The sequence below is a fragment of the Candidatus Nitrospira neomarina genome (genome assembly GCF_032051675.1).
GTDB classification, from domain to species: domain Bacteria; phylum Nitrospirota; class Nitrospiria; order Nitrospirales; family UBA8639; genus Nitrospira_E; species Nitrospira_E neomarina.
The window spans coordinates 2,882,986-2,898,397 of the sequence record NZ_CP116968.1 but is presented as its reverse complement, the minus strand read 5'-3'; the positions used below and the strand labels follow the sequence as shown (position 1 = coordinate 2,898,397).

Annotated in this window: 13 protein-coding genes; 9 read left to right on the top strand and 4 right to left on the bottom strand. The window is 50.0% G+C overall.

What is annotated here, in order from left to right; all coding sequences use genetic code 11:
• Window positions 1-8 precede the first annotated feature (8 nt).
• The 7 genes from rbfA to PQG83_RS12415 all read left to right on the top strand — a co-directional run bounded on the left by rbfA (window position 9) and on the right by PQG83_RS12415 (window position 6,783).
• On the top strand, window positions 9-428 hold the full coding sequence (rbfA, locus tag PQG83_RS12445) for a 30S ribosome-binding factor RbfA (protein ID WP_312741511.1): 420 nt from the start codon (window positions 9-11) through the stop codon (window positions 426-428).
• A 56-nt stretch (window positions 429-484) separates the two neighbouring features.
• Window positions 485-1,417 (top strand): tRNA pseudouridine(55) synthase TruB, encoded by a 933-nt coding sequence (gene truB / locus PQG83_RS12440; RefSeq protein ID WP_312741509.1) that lies wholly within the window; start codon window positions 485-487, stop codon window positions 1,415-1,417.
• A gap of 98 nt (window positions 1,418-1,515) precedes the next feature.
• Window positions 1,516-1,785 (top strand): 30S ribosomal protein S15, encoded by a 270-nt coding sequence (gene rpsO / locus PQG83_RS12435; protein WP_312741506.1) that lies wholly within the window; start codon window positions 1,516-1,518, stop codon window positions 1,783-1,785.
• Between the two features lie 126 nt (window positions 1,786-1,911).
• The gene (gene pnp, locus PQG83_RS12430) at window positions 1,912-4,017 is read left to right on the top strand and encodes a polyribonucleotide nucleotidyltransferase (protein WP_312741503.1); all 2,106 of its coding nucleotides are present in this window, start codon (window positions 1,912-1,914) and stop codon (window positions 4,015-4,017) included.
• A gap of 20 nt (window positions 4,018-4,037) precedes the next feature.
• The gene (locus PQG83_RS12425) at window positions 4,038-5,306 is read left to right on the top strand and encodes a M16 family metallopeptidase (RefSeq protein ID WP_312741500.1); all 1,269 of its coding nucleotides are present in this window, start codon (window positions 4,038-4,040) and stop codon (window positions 5,304-5,306) included.
• Window positions 5,307-5,495: 189 nt separating this feature from the next.
• Window positions 5,496-6,035 (top strand): hypothetical protein, encoded by a 540-nt coding sequence (locus tag PQG83_RS12420; protein WP_312741498.1) that lies wholly within the window; start codon window positions 5,496-5,498, stop codon window positions 6,033-6,035.
• A 58-nt stretch (window positions 6,036-6,093) separates the two neighbouring features.
• The gene (locus PQG83_RS12415) at window positions 6,094-6,783 is read left to right on the top strand and encodes a hypothetical protein (RefSeq protein WP_312741496.1); all 690 of its coding nucleotides are present in this window, start codon (window positions 6,094-6,096) and stop codon (window positions 6,781-6,783) included.
• 67 nt (window positions 6,784-6,850) lie between these two features.
• Here PQG83_RS12415 and mutS read toward each other — a convergent pair whose 3' ends face one another.
• From mutS to PQG83_RS12395, 4 genes are all read right to left on the bottom strand, one after another.
• The gene (gene mutS, locus PQG83_RS12410; RefSeq protein WP_312741494.1) at window positions 6,851-9,499 is read right to left on the bottom strand and encodes a DNA mismatch repair protein MutS; all 2,649 of its coding nucleotides are present in this window, start codon (window positions 9,497-9,499) and stop codon (window positions 6,851-6,853) included.
• A gap of 169 nt (window positions 9,500-9,668) precedes the next feature.
• Window positions 9,669-10,199 carry a tRNA (adenosine(37)-N6)-threonylcarbamoyltransferase complex ATPase subunit type 1 TsaE gene (tsaE, locus tag PQG83_RS12405; RefSeq protein WP_312741491.1) on the bottom strand — a complete coding sequence of 177 codons (531 nt, stop codon included), beginning with the start codon at window positions 10,197-10,199 and terminating at the stop codon, window positions 9,669-9,671.
• Window positions 10,200-10,205: 6 nt separating this feature from the next.
• Entirely contained in the window at window positions 10,206-11,759 is a 1,554-nt protein-coding gene (locus PQG83_RS12400; RefSeq protein ID WP_312741488.1) for an NAD(P)H-hydrate dehydratase, read from the bottom strand.
• Between the two features lie 173 nt (window positions 11,760-11,932).
• The gene (locus PQG83_RS12395; protein ID WP_312741485.1) at window positions 11,933-12,646 is read right to left on the bottom strand and encodes a pyridoxine 5'-phosphate synthase; all 714 of its coding nucleotides are present in this window, start codon (window positions 12,644-12,646) and stop codon (window positions 11,933-11,935) included.
• Window positions 12,647-12,896: 250 nt separating this feature from the next.
• On the opposite strand from PQG83_RS12395, the gene PQG83_RS12390 reads away from it, so the two are divergent.
• Window positions 12,897-14,081, top strand: a complete 1,185-nt coding sequence (locus PQG83_RS12390; RefSeq protein ID WP_312741482.1) for an aminotransferase class I/II-fold pyridoxal phosphate-dependent enzyme — start codon at window positions 12,897-12,899, stop codon at window positions 14,079-14,081.
• A complete protein-coding gene (locus PQG83_RS12385) occupies window positions 14,081-15,391 on the top strand; it encodes a homoserine dehydrogenase (RefSeq protein ID WP_312741479.1) in 1,311 nt (436 codons plus the stop codon). Before PQG83_RS12390 ends, PQG83_RS12385 begins: the two co-directional genes overlap by 1 nt.
• The last annotated feature ends 21 nt before the right edge of the window (window positions 15,392-15,412 follow it).

The following is a 15,412-nucleotide window of genomic DNA, read 5'->3' as shown; positions in this document are numbered from 1 at the left end:
TTCACGTCATGGCAAAAATTAATAGTAGCCGGGCAACGCGGGTTGCCGATCAGATCCGGATGGAAGTGGCAGAGATTCTTTCCAGAAAAACGAAAGATCCACGTATCCAGTTCGTGACCGTGACAGGTGTGAAGATGACGGCTGATCTCAAAATTGCTCGGATATATGTGACCACTTTGGATCAAGCCCATTTTGATCAGGTGACGGGTCCCGGTCTAAAAAGCGCAGTGGGGTTTGTTCGGACCGAATTGGGACGACGATTGAATCTGCGCTATACGCCGGAATTAGTCTTCTATCGTGATACGAGTGCAGAGTATGGGAATCGAATTGAACAGTTATTGGATTCCCTTCACCAGGAATCCGGGGATTCTGGGGAGACTGAGGCATCCTCCTCTCTCCCCAATAAGAGAAAGAGTATAGAGGGGTAATGGCACCAGTGGGGTCTTGCATCGACCATTCTAATTCAGGGAAGGCAGCGAAGGGGATGGCCTTACATGGAGTTTTGAATGTAAATAAGCCTGATGGATGGACGTCACATGATGTGGTGCAACGCCTCAGGTCGGGTTTGGGTATTCAGAAAGTCGGACACGCTGGTACTTTGGATCCCCATGCGACAGGTGTATTGCCGATTTTAATTGGAAAAGGAACCAAAATTGCCCAGTATCTGTTGGGATGGGATAAAGAATATGGCGCTGTGCTTCAATTGGGCCAACGGACTGATACGCAGGATGCCTGGGGCACGGTATTGGAAGAATCCCCGCTGGAATCTCTGACGGAGGACCGTATTCGTTCCGTCTTTTCGACCTTTCAAGGGTCTATCCAGCAAGTGCCACCCATGTATTCGGCGGTGAAAATCGGGGGGCAGCCCCTGTATAAAAAAGCCAGAAGAGGGGAAACGGTTGACCGACCGGCAAAAACGGTGGTGATCCATGATTTAGAAATCCAAAGTCTGAATGTCCCTGAGGTGGCATTTCGGGTTGTCTGTTCTAAGGGCACCTATGTTCGAACGCTCTGCGAGGATATTGGAAACATATTGCAGGTGGGTGGACATTTGAAATGGCTCCAACGAAGACGGGTCGGGCCTATTCATGTTGATCAGGCAGTTGGGATAGAATCCCTGCTTGGGGGGCTTGAATTCACACGTCTGGATGGTGCATTTTTGGGGTTAGACCAGGCTTTAGAAGGGTTTCCCGCAGTGGAGGTCGATGGAGATGACGCTCGAAAGGTGCTCCATGGAAATGCGATCTCCTGGGATCGTGTGGTCAACTCGTATTTGGAACAAAAAGTTTCGCTCATGGGGGACAAAATGGTGAGAGTGAAACAGAAAGATGGGCAATTGCTCGCTTTGGGGAGAGGCCCGGTGTTTCAGTCAGCCAAGGGAGGTCCCGTATTGGCGATTGAAACGGTGTTTGCCTAGTCAAAAAAAATCGGGTTTGTTTAGTGAGGATAAGACAATATTCGTAGATGAAATTTTTTACTGAATTCATGTAACCTTGAGGAACTGGAGGAGAAGTTATGGGTTTAACGAAAGAAGCAAAAACCGCGGCAATAGAATCGCATCGGATCCACGACAAGGATACGGGTTCGTCTGAAGTGCAGATTTCCTTGTTGACAAATAGAATTACCGGGTTGACCGAACATTTCAAGACACACAAAAAAGACCATCATTCCCGACGGGGCCTTTTGCGAATGGTGAGCAAGCGAAGAAAATTATTAGATTATTTGCGGCGTCGGGATGAGGGAAAATACCAAGCGGTGATTGCTGCACTGGGCATACGAAAATAAGACAGATTACAGGTTTTAGGGTGAGCAGAATCAATGAGATGGGAGACAGATGCCCGGTTCTCAATGCGACGCGAAGCCTCACACTCCATATCAATATATCCACTCAAGGATCAGAAAGGTTGAAACATGATTCATTTCGTTGAAATGGAAGTTGGTGGTCGCCCGCTTCGTTTGGAAACTGGTCGCCTGGCAAAGCAGGCGGATGGTGCCGTGTTGGCCACCTATGCCGATACCGTGGTGCTCGCCACGGCGGTAGCCTCAAAGACTTTGAAGGCTGACGCCGATTTCCTGCCTCTGACCGTCAACTATCAAGAAAAAGCCTACTCAGCTGGGAAAATACCTGGTGGATTTTTCAAGCGGGAAGGGGCGCCCAGCGAAAAAGAGGTGTTAACCAGCCGACTCATTGACCGTCCGATTCGGCCTTTAATGCCGGACGGTTACTTTTATGAAACCCAGATCATTGTATCAGTGCTTTCTATTGATCAGACCATGTCCTCGGACGTCATCGGCATTGTGGCCGCGTCAGCAGCACTCGCCGTATCCGATATTCCCGGGTCCGGGTTATTAGCAGGGGTACGAATTGGAAGAGTGAACGGCCAATTTGTGGTCAATCCCGATAAGAAGGCACAGGAGGAAAGCGAGTTAAATCTCGTGGTGGCCGGAACGAAGGACGCTGTGATGATGGTCGAGGCTGGTGCGGATGGGCTTTCGGAAGACACGATGATTGATGCGATCGAATTGGCTCATCGTGAAATCAAGAATATTGTTGCCAAAATTGAAGAATTACAAGCGAAGGCTGGCAAAGCCAAGCGGGTATTGCAGGTGGAAGCCATCGACGCGGAAATTGAGCAAGCCGTACGCCAAGTCGCGGCCGCTCCCATTTGTGAGGCCATGTATATTGCAGCCAAAGCCGAACGCCAGGATCGGTTTGCCCAAATTCTCCAAGAAGCGATTGAGACCGTGGCCGGAGACGATGCCGATCGAAAAGCGAAGGTTAAAAAAGTGTTTGCCGATTTGGAATATTCCGAGGTCCGGAGAATGATCCTGGAAAAGAAGAAGAGAGCCGATGGACGGGGTCTATCCGACATTCGTCCCATATCTTCTGAGGCAGGGATTCTTCCCCGGACTCATGGTTCGGCGTTATTTACCAGGGGGGAAACCCAGGCATTGGCTGTCGTGACCCTGGGCACTTCAGATGATGAGCAACGGATTGATGCGTTGGAAGGGGAGTATTTCCGGTCATTTATGTTGCATTACAATTTCCCGCCTTTTAGTGTGGGTGAGGCGAAAATGCTTCGAGGTCCGGGTCGGCGGGAAGTCGGCCATGGCAAATTAGCCGAACGTGCGTTGGCCGCAGTGCTTCCCACCAAGGAAGAGTTCCCCTATACCATTCGACTTGTCTCGGATATTTTGGAATCAAACGGGTCCTCTTCAATGGCCACGATTTGTGGTGGGGCATTGGCCATGATGGATGCGGGAGTACCCATTAAAACGCCGGTGGCTGGAATCGCGATGGGGTTAATTTTAGAACAGGGTGGCGTCGCAATTCTTTCAGATATTTTAGGAATGGAAGATCATCTGGGCGATATGGATTTCAAAGTTGCCGGAACGCGAGATGGAGTCACAGCCCTTCAGATGGATATTAAGATTGCCGGAATAACCCCCGACCTGATGCGGCAGGCGTTGGCGCAGGCCCGTGAGGGACGATTGCACATCCTTGGGAAAATGGATGAATGCTTGGCTGTTCCTCGTACCGGGCTGGCAGCCTATGCGCCACGTATCACCACCATCCAGATCAAACAAGATAAAATCCGGGACCTCATTGGGCCTGGGGGCAAAATGATTCGTAGCATCATTGCCGATTGTGGAGTGAAAGTGAATGTCGATGACTCAGGAGTGGTGACGATTGCAGCCGTAGACGGGGAGTCGGCCCAAAAGGCAATGGATATGGTTCAGCGGATCGTTGAAGAAGCGGAGGTTGGGAAAATCTATCTCGGAACGGTGCGAAAGATTGTAGATTTTGGCGCCTTTGTGGAGATTCTTCCCGGTATGGATGGGCTTGTGCACATTTCGCAATTGGCCCCGCACCGTGTGGCATCGGTTACGGACGAAATTTCCGAAGGGGAACAGATTCTGGTGAAAGTTCTGGAAATTGATCGACAAGGGAAAATCCGTCTTAGCCGAAAAGACGCCATGGCTGAACAGACGGATAAGGATCAGCTCACCTCTTAAGCCTGCCTGAGTCGCAACGCGTGTATAAAAAAGTCATATTGGATAATGGAGTCCGGGTTGTCCTGGAGCGGATGTCATCTTTGAAGTCCGTGGCCTTAGGGGTATGGGCCACGGTCGGAAGTCGTGACGAAGGAAAGGGTGAGGGTGGTCTCTCTCATTTCATTGAACATATGATGTTCAAGGGCACGCCAAAGCGGACTGCGTCTCAAATTTCCAATGAGATCGATGCCTTGGGTGGTGAAATGAATGCCTTTACCACTCATGAGGCCACGGCTTTTTATGTCAAGGTTCTGGATCAGCAGATGAGGCTGGCTTTTGATCTCATTGCCGATCTTTTTCACCATTCAAGGTTTTCGGCCAAAGATATTGCTAAGGAAAAACAAATCGTCCTTGAGGAGATCCGTACGGCCCAGGACGACCCAGAGGACTATATTCATGAATTGCATGCCAAGGATATCTTCGGCTCCCACCCGTTGGGGCGTCCGATCCTGGGAGAGCCTGGGGTGATGAAAAGACTCAGCCGTCAAGCGCTGATGCAGTATAGGCAACAGCATTATCTCCCTGAACACACGATTGTTACAGTGGCCGGCAACTTTTCCTTTCCAGAAATCATTGATACCGTCAACACGTATTTTGGCAAGTGGAACCATGGTGGATACGGCAAGCTTTCCTCATCCGTCCAGAAAACACCATGGCCCGATCAGCCGCAGGAACGCCAAAGTCTTCACGTTAAGCCTTTGGAGCAGGTTCATGTGTGTGTTGGATTTAAGGGATTGCCTGTGGGGCATCCTGATCGGTATGCGGCGCATGTCTTAAGCACCATTCTTGGAGGCGGAGTCAGTTCGCGATTATTTCAGGAAATCCGCGAAAAACGCGGATTGGCCTATACCATTTATTCGCATCTTTCTGGTTTTTTTGATGGCGGGACGCTTACCGTTTATGCCGCCACTCGCCCGAATGAAATGGCAGCCGTCATTGACCGAATTTGTCAAGAAACCAGGAAATTATGTCGTCGGGAAGTGGCGAGCAATGAGTTAGAGCGAACCAAAACTCAATTAAAAGGAAGTTTGATGTTGGGCTTGGAAGGAACATATGGGCGGATGAATAAATTGGCAAAAGACGAAATGTACCAAGGGCGTCATGTCACCCTCCAGGAGATGGTGAAGGCGATTGATCGGATTTCCCCTGAACAAATTCGTCATTTAAGCCAGAAATTATTTGATCTACAGCAGTTTGTGGTCACGGCATTGGGACCCATCCCAAAAAGGGGAATTCCGAGGTGGGGATGATCATCAAAACCGCTTATTTTTTCGCTTGACAACCATGCCCTGGATGAGTAGCATTGGACCCTCTCGAATACCTTGTTTTCCTTTTTGGATTAGGGGTATAAAGCACTGAGGAAAAGTGGTTTTAGAAGATAAACAAAGGGTAAGTCGTTTTTAATTTTCTGTCATTCTAACACTGTAAGGAGGGAGCAGATGAAGAAGTCATCTCTACGTCAGGAATTGGTAGCTCTCTGTGCCTTTGGCCTGTTGAGTCTTGGATTAGTGAGCGTTGGGTATGCAGCTGGTCCTGGTCCTGACAAGTCAAAGGGTGACCCAAATGATATCACTCACCAGGGTGATATTTCTTTCAAAGGTGTACCAGCTACCAGTTTAAAGGGGCGGGTTTTTGGCCATTGGGCGGACAACCCTGAGGGAGAAATTTTATTCGGAATTCAGTATTGGAACACCTCTGCACCGGCAGAAACAGGCAATCCTCCAGGCAGAGCTTCCGACGATCGAATTCAAACGCTTCCTGACTCATTGTATTCCTGTTGTGCCTGGGGTTATCAGGGTGGGAACGAAAAGAACAACCCATATTCAGGATGGTATACCCCTCAAACGACAGTCCGTTTAGCAGTCAAGGATAAAGCGTTAATGGACCAAATCACGAAAGCGGCCCAAGATTTCGTGGCCATGGAAGTGCAAGTAGATGGTCGTACGGTCACGGGATTTAAACTGTTACAGCCAGAATAAGAAATTGTCTGATAATTCATGATTAGAATTAAAATTTTAGTCGAGGAGGGAAGCCATTATGAAAAGTGCTAAGAAGAAAGGGTTGGCCCTTGTTGGAGCCGTGGCGCTAGTTGGGGCTATGGCCTCAAGTGCAATGGCAATCGAAGCTTTCCAGGAGCGGTTTGAGTGGGGTGATTTAAGCAAGCCAACGACCCTTCAGGGGCGGGTGGCTGTGGTAGATCCTTACGATAAGGCCGTGTGGGTTAATGTTGCCGTATTTGGTGGGAATGCGGAGAGTGGGTATTACTGGCAGAAGTATTTCCCAGGAAAGAACCTCAAGGTCTACCCAGCCAACGAAGAAGTGTGGAAAACACTTGTCCAGGCAGGAAAGGATTCATCCAGCCAAGCCGTGATGACAGACACAAAGCCATCAAATTATGGGTTGGTGGAGATTGTTGTTCAAGAGACCGAGCAAAACCATCGGGTGGTTTCATCAGCCAAGGCAGTTCCAGAGGTAGCAGGAACTCCTGACAAACCACGAAGTATTCATAGCCTCCGGGCATTGCCTGTATTAGAGGCAATACGGGCTGATAGTTGGCCAAATAACCGTAAAATGCTCTATGATGTATTGATCCCAGACGGGCAGGCCATTGTTGGTATCATTCCCTACTCTGATCAAGGGACTGGCCAAATATACGATCCTGCACAAGGGAAGTTTGAAAAAGTAGAACCATACAAGGTTCCGGCATCTGGTGGTGATAAACATTAAGTAACAAGAAACTCTTTACTAAAAGGGTTTTGTGAAAAGGGCCTGCGGATGTCCGCAGGCCCTTTTTTTATATATTGTCCGCATTCAATCTGGCTTTAAAGTCAGCAAGCCTATTGAGAGCTTCAAGAGGAGTCATAGAAAAAAGATCCATTTGTTTAACTTCATCCAATATAACATGAGGTTTTGGTGAGAGGTGTTCGAGATGAGTGGAATCTAAGGAATCCTCACCGATTGACACATTTGCAGACGAGGTATCCTGTTCAAGCTGAGACAGAATATTTTTGGCACGATCCAGTACCGGTTTTGGTATCCCTGCCAGTTTGGCGACTTGAATTCCGTAGCTTCGATCGGCCTTTCCCTGGACGATCTTTCTCAAGAACAGAACATCCTGCCCTTTCTCCTGGACGAGGACTGTATAGTTCTTGATTCCTTCCCGGAGGGCCTCTAATTGAGTCATTTCATGGTAGTGGGTGGCAAAAAGGGTTCGTGCTCCCAGATGTCCGCGATCTAAGATATATTCGGCCAATGCCCATGCAATACTCAGTCCGTCATAGGTGCTGGTTCCTCTGCCCACTTCATCCAGCAGCAATAAGCTTCGCGAAGTCGCGGTGTCCAAAATTCTTGCTGTTTCACTCATTTCCACCATGAATGTGCTTTGGCCGGCGCTGAGGTCATCTGCTGCACCCACTCTGGTAAAAATCCGGTCCACGATTCCTATTCTGGCGGATTCAGCCGGCACAAAGCTTCCCATTTGAGCCATCAGTACAATAAGGGCAACCTGCCGCAAATAGGTGCTTTTTCCTGCCATATTGGGACCGGTTATTAATAAAAGTCTGTTGGTGTCCAGGTCTAGTATTGTATCGTTGGGAATAAATCCTTCAGTCTGTTGGAGGTGCTCAATAACCGGATGTCGACCTTCCGTGATCTGGATTGTTCCGCCTTCATGGACCGTCGGCTGATGATACCGGTTGACGGAAGCTGCCTCCGCCAAACCTGTCAGGACGTCCAACCTGGCCAGTTGCTGCGCCATTCCCTGGATTCTGATGGTAGCAGATGCGACACGGAGACGGATTTCACCAAATAACTGCCCTTCTAAATTTTTCATCTTTTGGTCGGCGCTCGAGAGCCGACCTTCGAGGTCTTGCAGCTCACCGGTAGTAAACCGTTCGGCATTGACCAGGGTTTGTTTCCGGTGGTAATCGGAAGGGACTCGCGATAAATTCGCTTTCGTTACTTCAATGTAATAGCCAAAGACCTGATTGAATTTTACCTTGAGAGAGTCGATGCCGGTCCGGTTGCGTTCACGAGTTTCCATTTCGGCCAGTACCCTGGTGCCTTCTTTTGCCAGAATTCGCAACTCATCGAGTTCTGCATTCACCCCTGCTTGAATGATGCCTCCTTCCTTGGCCGAAAGGGGTGGATTGGGAATAATGGCGTCGCCAATCCAGGATGAGACATCCAGGAGGGGATCCCACGTCTCATGGATGGTTTGTAGCATGGGAGACGTAAGAGACGATAAAAGTTGTTGAAGTACCAGCAAATTTTCAAGGGAGCGATGTAGATTCATGAGGTCGCGTGGGTTGGCCACTTCCAAAACAATTCGACTATTCAGTCGTTCAAGGTCTTGTACCGTTTTCAGATGCTCACGAATCGTCATGCGAATCCCAAGATGAAGGGTCAATTCTTTCACGGCTTCCTGGCGTAGTTGTATGGCCGTGACCTGGGTCAGGGGACGGACGATCCACTCCCGCAAGAGTCTTGTGCCCATGGGAGTTTTGGTCTTGTCCAATGTCGTGAGTAGGGTAGGGCTTTGTCGTAGTTCGGATACGGGCTTGAGCACTTCTAAATTTCGCAGGGTGGTCTGATCCAATTGCATTTCATGTTCGAGGAGTCGAATCCATGGTCGCCGTATATGGGCGTGCACGAGTGTGGGCTGAGTGTCAGCCAGGTAGTGTAAAAGGCCGCCCGCAGCCTGAAGTCCGGAATGAAGGCCATGGAGCTGGAGGTCTTCGATATGATTGACTTGGAAAATTCTTGTGAGGATGGCCTGGCTTTCCTCAAGCCCAAAGGTCGTGGCGTCACGAGGCACGATACGGGCGATAGGCAAGGATTGGAATGCGGAAGTCATTGCTTCCTGTATTCCAGCAGGAAAGATGACTTCTTTGGGCTCAAGGCGGACCAGTTCATCGACGACACTTTGTAGCGAATGCTTCATCCAGGACTCCGATATCCAAAATTCCCCGGTTGAAAGGTCTAAGGAGGCCAGTCCGAAGCGATTGGCTAGAGTGGTATTCTCCGATGAGGATAACGGGGTGTAACACAGCGCTGACAGGAAATTGGCCTCTCCTGCGGGAAGCAACTCATGATCGTATAAGGTGCCAGGGGTATAGACTCGCACGACTTCACGACGGACGAGACCTTTGGCAAGCTTAGGGTCTTCGACTTGTTCGCATAAGGCCACTATTTTCCCAGCCTTTAAGAGCTTTGCGATATACCCGGTTGAGGTGTGATAGGGGACTCCGCAAAGAGGGATGGCCTCCCCTTTGGCCTTGCCTCGTGCTGTTAAGACGATGCCAAGGAGTTTTGAGGCTTCTTCGGCGTCCTCAAAAAACATTTCATAAAAATCCCCAACACGAAAAAATACAATGGCATCAGGATGTTGAGCCTTTACATCCTGAAATTGGCGCATGAGCGGGGAGAGTTCTTGGTCTTTCATCAGGTGAGCTGTTTCGTTTTTATATTTGTTGGATGTGGTAAGAATCGTCTGAAATGAGTGTGCAGGTTATGTCATTTGTGGATCCATGCCGCTCCTTTTTTCTTGAATATTGGATGGGATGGTCGCGCGAATACGTCGGTTCAGTTGTATGCGGAATCGATAATTTGAGTCAATGTGGTTTTGACAAATTTCCTTGTATGTTGGCCATTTGGCGGATAGTTTTGGGTCCGGTTCCAGACAGGGTGATGAGGCGGATGTTTTCTTCCTCTCCGTATTCCAAGCAAATGGCCAGGTGGTCGGAGGGTAATATCTGAGGGAACCGCTCCGCCCATTCAATGAGGACAATGGTGTTTGGAGTGAAATATTCCTCTAATCCTAATGTGGATATATCGGATGGCCCCTCAAGCCGATATAAATCCACATGAATAAGCGGAATAGTCCCTGGATATTCCTGAATCAGGGTAAACGTGGGACTGCTGACGTGATCCATGGGAATGCCTAGCCCACAGGCGATGCCACAGGTAAGAACGGTTTTTCCTGCTCCTAAGTCACCCGTAAGAGCCAGCACGTCTCCACCTGTTAACTGTTGCCCTAACCGTTCACCGAATCGGATGGTTTCCTGGACAGATGCCATCCGTAGTTGAAGAACATTCCCGTTTGAGGTCAGATGAGGTGTGGCGTGAGAGGGATCCTGATTCATGAGCTTCTACGCATGAGAGAGGGTATGGGTCAATGCATGAGGAATAGTGGTTAACACATCCCCCGCGATCAGACCTGGTTCACCGATGGTGGCGGCAGCCAGATCGCCTGCCAATCCATGCAGATAGACGCCGGCCCGGGCCGCATCCCAACCGCTCAAGCCCTGAGCTAATAAACCGGTAATGATTCCGGTTAGAACATCTCCCATTCCGGCGGAAGCCATTCCAGGATTCCCTGTCGGACAAATGGCCACTTGCCCCTTGGGTTCGGCGATGATGGTTCGGGCACCTTTCAGTACCAGGACCACCTGATGTTGCATGGCAAACCGTCTGCTGACGCCGATGCGATCCTCATTGACTTGTTTGGAGGAGACTCCCAGAAGCCTGGCCATCTCTCCAGGATGTGGGGTCAGGATTGGCGGCCGCTTGAATGCTGAAAATATTTGGTGATGTTGAGCTAATCCGTTGAGGGCATCGGCGTCGAGAACGCAGGGTGCCTCCAGTTGAGGAAGGAGATGACGCAAGACCTCGGTTGTGTCAGGAGAGGTCCCCAGACCGGGTCCGAAAGCCAGAGCCGATTTTTTAGCGGCGAAATCAAGAAGGCCTGGATAGGCTTCCATTCCCAGGAGATGTTGGGACGATTCCGGCATGGGCTCAGTCATCACCTCCAGGAGTTTTGATTCCAAAATGGGGGAAATGCTTTGAGGAGTAGCCACGGTTGCCAGGCCGGCTCCAACACGAAGTGCCCCGAGTCCAGCCATAGCCGGGGCCCCTGTTTTCCCCTGTGAACCACCAACAATTCCTGCATGTCCAAAGGTCCCCTTATGTGACGACAGGGGGCGAAGAGGAATAAGGGAGCGAACCATCTTTTGTGACAGAAGATGAACCTGGGGGTTCAGATCCACCACAAATTCCTGGGGAATCCCAATATCGACGACTTGGATGACTCCAACTTTGTCTATGGCTGAACCAAGATATAGGCCGAGTTTCGGGAATCCGAACGTCACGGTCAGATCGGCCTGAACAGCGGCTCCCAGTATGGCTCCGGTGTTGCTATCCAAGCCGGACGGAATATCTATGGCTACGGTAAAGGCCTGCGAGGCATTCATGGTTTCGATGGCGGAGGAGTAGGGTGGTCGAACTGCAGAAGAGAGGCCCGTACCAAGGAGCGCATCGACAAGAATATCGGCGTCTTGGGTGAGGGAATGCAGGGATTCTTCCGAGGGATTGACGGTTACCAGAGATGGTTTGATGATTTTGCTAAGTCGTCGATACATAATCTTTGCATCGGGACTGAGTGCCTTGAGTGGAGCCATCAAGACTACCTTCAGCTTTGCACCATTTTTTGCCATGAGCCTGGCAACAACCAAACCATCTCCACCATTATTGCCCTTGCCGCAAAGAATGACGACCTTTTTGCCTTTAGGGGAACCATGGGCTTGGATAAGGTGGCTCATCGCACCGGTTCCCGCCCGCTCCATTAAGGTGATACCGGGAACCTTTGTTTCTTGAATCGTACGCCGATCAAGTGTTTGCATCTGTTCAGCGGTCACGACCCACATAAGCAAACTTTAGGGACAAGGAGAAATGGTTGGTTAAAGCATGAGCAACAGCAAGTCATGCGTAGACGAGTTAGGACGACATTCGAGCTTTATATAGTTTTTGCATTGACTCGTGGGTGTCTTCGGAGCATTCACCGTTCACACTGAGGAAATCCTGTTTCTTCTCGGAGACCTTATCCCAGGAGATGTTTCATGTCACGGACCGCTCGTTCAAGTCCGACAAACATGGCATGAGCAATAATGCTATGACCGATGTTGAATTCTTCAATTTCTGAGATGCCGGTCAGCCGCCTGATATTCCGATAATTCAGACCATGCCCCGCACTCACACGCAATCCTAATTTCGACGCAAGTTTGGCCGTTTGAACCAACGCGTCAAGCTCAACATCTTCTTCCTGCTGACGGCGGGTATTGGCGTACCGACCGGTATGGATTTCTATGCAGTCTGCTTGGACCTTGTGGGCGGCGCGAAGTTGATTGACATCAGGATCAATGAACAGACTGACGGGAATGCCGCCTTCATGGAGTAATTGCACCATGGTCTGAATACGCTCCCGATGTTCGATCACGTCCAACCCTCCTTCTGTGGTGAGTTCCTGGCGGCGTTCGGGCACCAGGGTCACCAGATCGGGCTTTATGTTTAAGGCAATTTTGGCCACCGCATCGTCAGCGGCCATTTCTAAGTTGAGATGCGTCTGCACGGTTTCACGCAAAATGGTCAGATCCCGATCCTGAATATGCCGCCGGTCCTCCCGGAGGTGCACCACAATGCCATCGGCGCCGGCAAGATGAGCCAACGAAGCCGCAACAATAGGGTCTGGTTCATGACCTCCACGAGCTTGGCGAAGAGTTGCCACATGGTCGATATTCACGCCGAGTCGTGCCATGGAAGTCCTTTAAAGTCAGGGCGAGTGATGAATTAACGAGATCTCATTATGGCAAAAGGCAAAATCTTCCTGCAATAAAGAGATTTTCAGTTCAGGGGAGTGAATCGTGAAAATTTGACTGAAAATTCCCACACTCTGAAATTGACTGGTCGCGTGACCTCATCTAGAATAAAAACTCTATTAAATCGTAAGATTATCTATCCATTTCCTTCCCAAACCATCAAGGACGATTCGTCATTTTACACAAACAATGGAACCTTTTTACCGAATTCAACGTCTGCCAGGATACGTCTTCTCTCAGGTTCAAGAGTTAAAACTCCAAGCCCGGAAGCGGGGAGAAGATATCATTGATTTAGGTATGGGCAATCCTGACCAGCCCACACCCCGTCATATTGTAGACAAATTGATTGAGACCGCGCGACTCGGGCGCAATCATCGCTATTCGGCTTCACGCGGTATTACGAAATTGCGTCATGCGATTTGCGATTGGTATCAACGAAATTACGAGGTCAGTCTCGATCCGGAGACGGAAGCGATTGTGACCCTTGGGGTGAAGGAGGGGTTGGCGCATCTGGCCCTGGCCATGGTGGGACCGGGTGACGTCGTTCTGGCCCCGACTCCCACGTATCCGATTCATATGTACAGTGTGATCATCGCGGGTGGTGAAGTCCGCGGGGTTGAACTAGGGCCGGATTCGGATTTTTTCGAAAATCTGAAAAAGGCCTTCAAGCAGACGCAACCGGCTCCTCGGGCCTTGATCATCAGTTTTCCTCATAATCCCACCACTCGAGTGGTGGATCTGGAATTTTTCAAAAAGGTGGTGGAGTTTGCCCTGGAACATCAAGTCTGGGTCATTCATGATTTGGCCTATGCGGATATCGTGTTTGATGGTTACAAAGCGCCCAGCCTGCTTCAAATTCCTGAGGCCAAACAAATTGGCGTGGAATTTTACTCCCTCTCGAAGAGTTATAACATGCCGGGTTGGCGTGTTGGATTTTGTGTCGGGAATCGTGAAGTCATTGGTGCGTTGACCAAAATCAAAAGTTATCTGGATTATGGGATGTTCCAGCCTATTCAAATTGCCAGTATAATTGCCCTGAACGGTCCACAGGATTGCGTAAAGGAAATTGTGGGACGGTATGAGCGACGGCGCAATGCCTTGGTCCGTGGACTCAACCGCATTGGTTGGTCGATCGACTATCCTCGCGCCACCATGTTTGCCTGGGCAAAAATCCCGCAACCGTACCTTGGAATGGGGTCGTTGGAGTTTTCCAAGTTATTGTTACGAGATGCCAAAGTGGCGGTATCACCGGGAATTGGATTTGGCGAAGGCGGCGATGAGTATGTTCGCTTTGCCTTAGTCGAAAATGAGCACCGGATTTTCCAGGCCGTTCGAGGAATCCGTCAGGCGTTAAAACTGGATGGAGCGGTGTAATGCGAAAGACAATCCAGGTTGGGCTGATCGGGTTTGGGACGGTGGGAACAGGAGTGGTGAAGATTCTCCAGGAAAATGTCAACCTCATTACGAAACGTGTTGGAGTTCCGGTGGCCCTCGTCCGAATTGCGGACCTGGATGTGAAAACCGATCGTGGGGTTTCGGTACCTCAAGGGGTACTTACGACGGATGTCAGGGACATTCTGGATGATCTGGCTATTGATATTGTGGTGGAGTTGATTGGCGGGTATGAACCGGCCAAACGGTTTATTCTTCAGGCCCTTGAACGAAAAAAGTGTGTAGTCACGGCAAATAAAGCGTTGTTGGCCGACCATGGGGAAGAGATATTCGAGGCGGCATTTAAGGCAGGCGTTGATCTCGGGTTTGAAGCGAGTGTGGGGGGAGGCATTCCCATCATTCGCTCGCTTACCGAAGGCTTAGCTGCAAATCGGATCTTGTCGATTACGGGGATCATGAATGGCACGTCAAATTATATTCTGACCCGGATGACCAATGAGCACCGTGATTTTGAGGAAATTTTACAGGAAGCCAAACGGGAAGGGTATGCCGAAGCGGATCCATCACTGGATGTTGATGGAGTGGATGCCGCTCACAAACTGGCTATTATGGTGAATCTGGCGTATGGGACCCCCGTGCCCATGGGAGCCATCTTCACTGAGGGAATTTCCCGTATTTCGACTGTGGATATCGAGTTTGCCCGTGAACTCGGGTTTACCATTAAATTGCTGGGGATCGCAAAACTTCAAGAGCATGCCATTGAGGCACGAGTGCATCCCGCTCTGGTGCCGGCCGGATCTCCCATTGCACAGGTCAATGGGGTCTATAATGCCATTCATCTGGTTGGTGACGCGGTTGGAGATGTTGTGCTCTACGGCAAAGGGGCTGGATCGCTTCCCACAGCCAGTGCCGTGGTGGGAGACATTATCGATCTGGCACGCAATCGTATCGCCGGGGTTGCCGGACGGGTTCCTGTGACCTCATTCCAATGGGAATCGCGTGAGCCTATTGCCATACGGCCGATGGACGAGATTGAAAGCCGGTATTATTTGCGGTGCATGGTTAAAGATCAAACCGGCGTTCTATCGGCCATATCGGGAATTCTTGGACAGCGTGGGATCAGCATCTCATCTGTCCTGCAAAAAGGGCGAAAGGAAGGACAAACGGTGCCATTGGTCATCCTGACACATCGATCGGTAGAGCGAGCGGTTCAAGAGGCACTCCAGGAAATTAATGCGCTTCCTATGGTATCAGAACCAACGACGTTACTTCGGATGGAAGGGGTGGAATAAGACATGAAGCCAAATCGCGTC

Bases quoted from the DNA above. Each gene is read 5' to 3' on its own strand.
- PQG83_RS12395 (WP_312741485.1), bottom strand. From the start codon at position 12,646: ATGGCACGACTCGGCGTGAATATCGACCATGTGGCAACTCTTCGCCAA.
- PQG83_RS12390 (WP_312741482.1), top strand. From the start codon at position 12,897: ATGGAACCTTTTTACCGAATTCAACGTCTGCCAGGATACGTCTTCTCT.
- tsaE (WP_312741491.1), bottom strand. From the start codon at position 10,199: ATGAATCAGGATCCCTCTCACGCCACACCTCATCTGACCTCAAACGGG.
- PQG83_RS12385 (WP_312741479.1), top strand. From the start codon at position 14,081: ATGCGAAAGACAATCCAGGTTGGGCTGATCGGGTTTGGGACGGTGGGA.
- rbfA (WP_312741511.1), top strand. From the start codon at position 9: ATGGCAAAAATTAATAGTAGCCGGGCAACGCGGGTTGCCGATCAGATC.
- pnp (WP_312741503.1), top strand. From the start codon at position 1,912: ATGATTCATTTCGTTGAAATGGAAGTTGGTGGTCGCCCGCTTCGTTTG.
- truB (WP_312741509.1), top strand. From the start codon at position 485: ATGGCCTTACATGGAGTTTTGAATGTAAATAAGCCTGATGGATGGACG.
- mutS (WP_312741494.1), bottom strand. From the start codon at position 9,499: ATGAAAGACCAAGAACTCTCCCCGCTCATGCGCCAATTTCAGGATGTA.
- rpsO (WP_312741506.1), top strand. From the start codon at position 1,516: ATGGGTTTAACGAAAGAAGCAAAAACCGCGGCAATAGAATCGCATCGG.
- PQG83_RS12400 (WP_312741488.1), bottom strand. From the start codon at position 11,759: ATGTGGGTCGTGACCGCTGAACAGATGCAAACACTTGATCGGCGTACG.
- PQG83_RS12415 (WP_312741496.1), top strand. From the start codon at position 6,094: ATGAAAAGTGCTAAGAAGAAAGGGTTGGCCCTTGTTGGAGCCGTGGCG.
- PQG83_RS12420 (WP_312741498.1), top strand. From the start codon at position 5,496: ATGAAGAAGTCATCTCTACGTCAGGAATTGGTAGCTCTCTGTGCCTTT.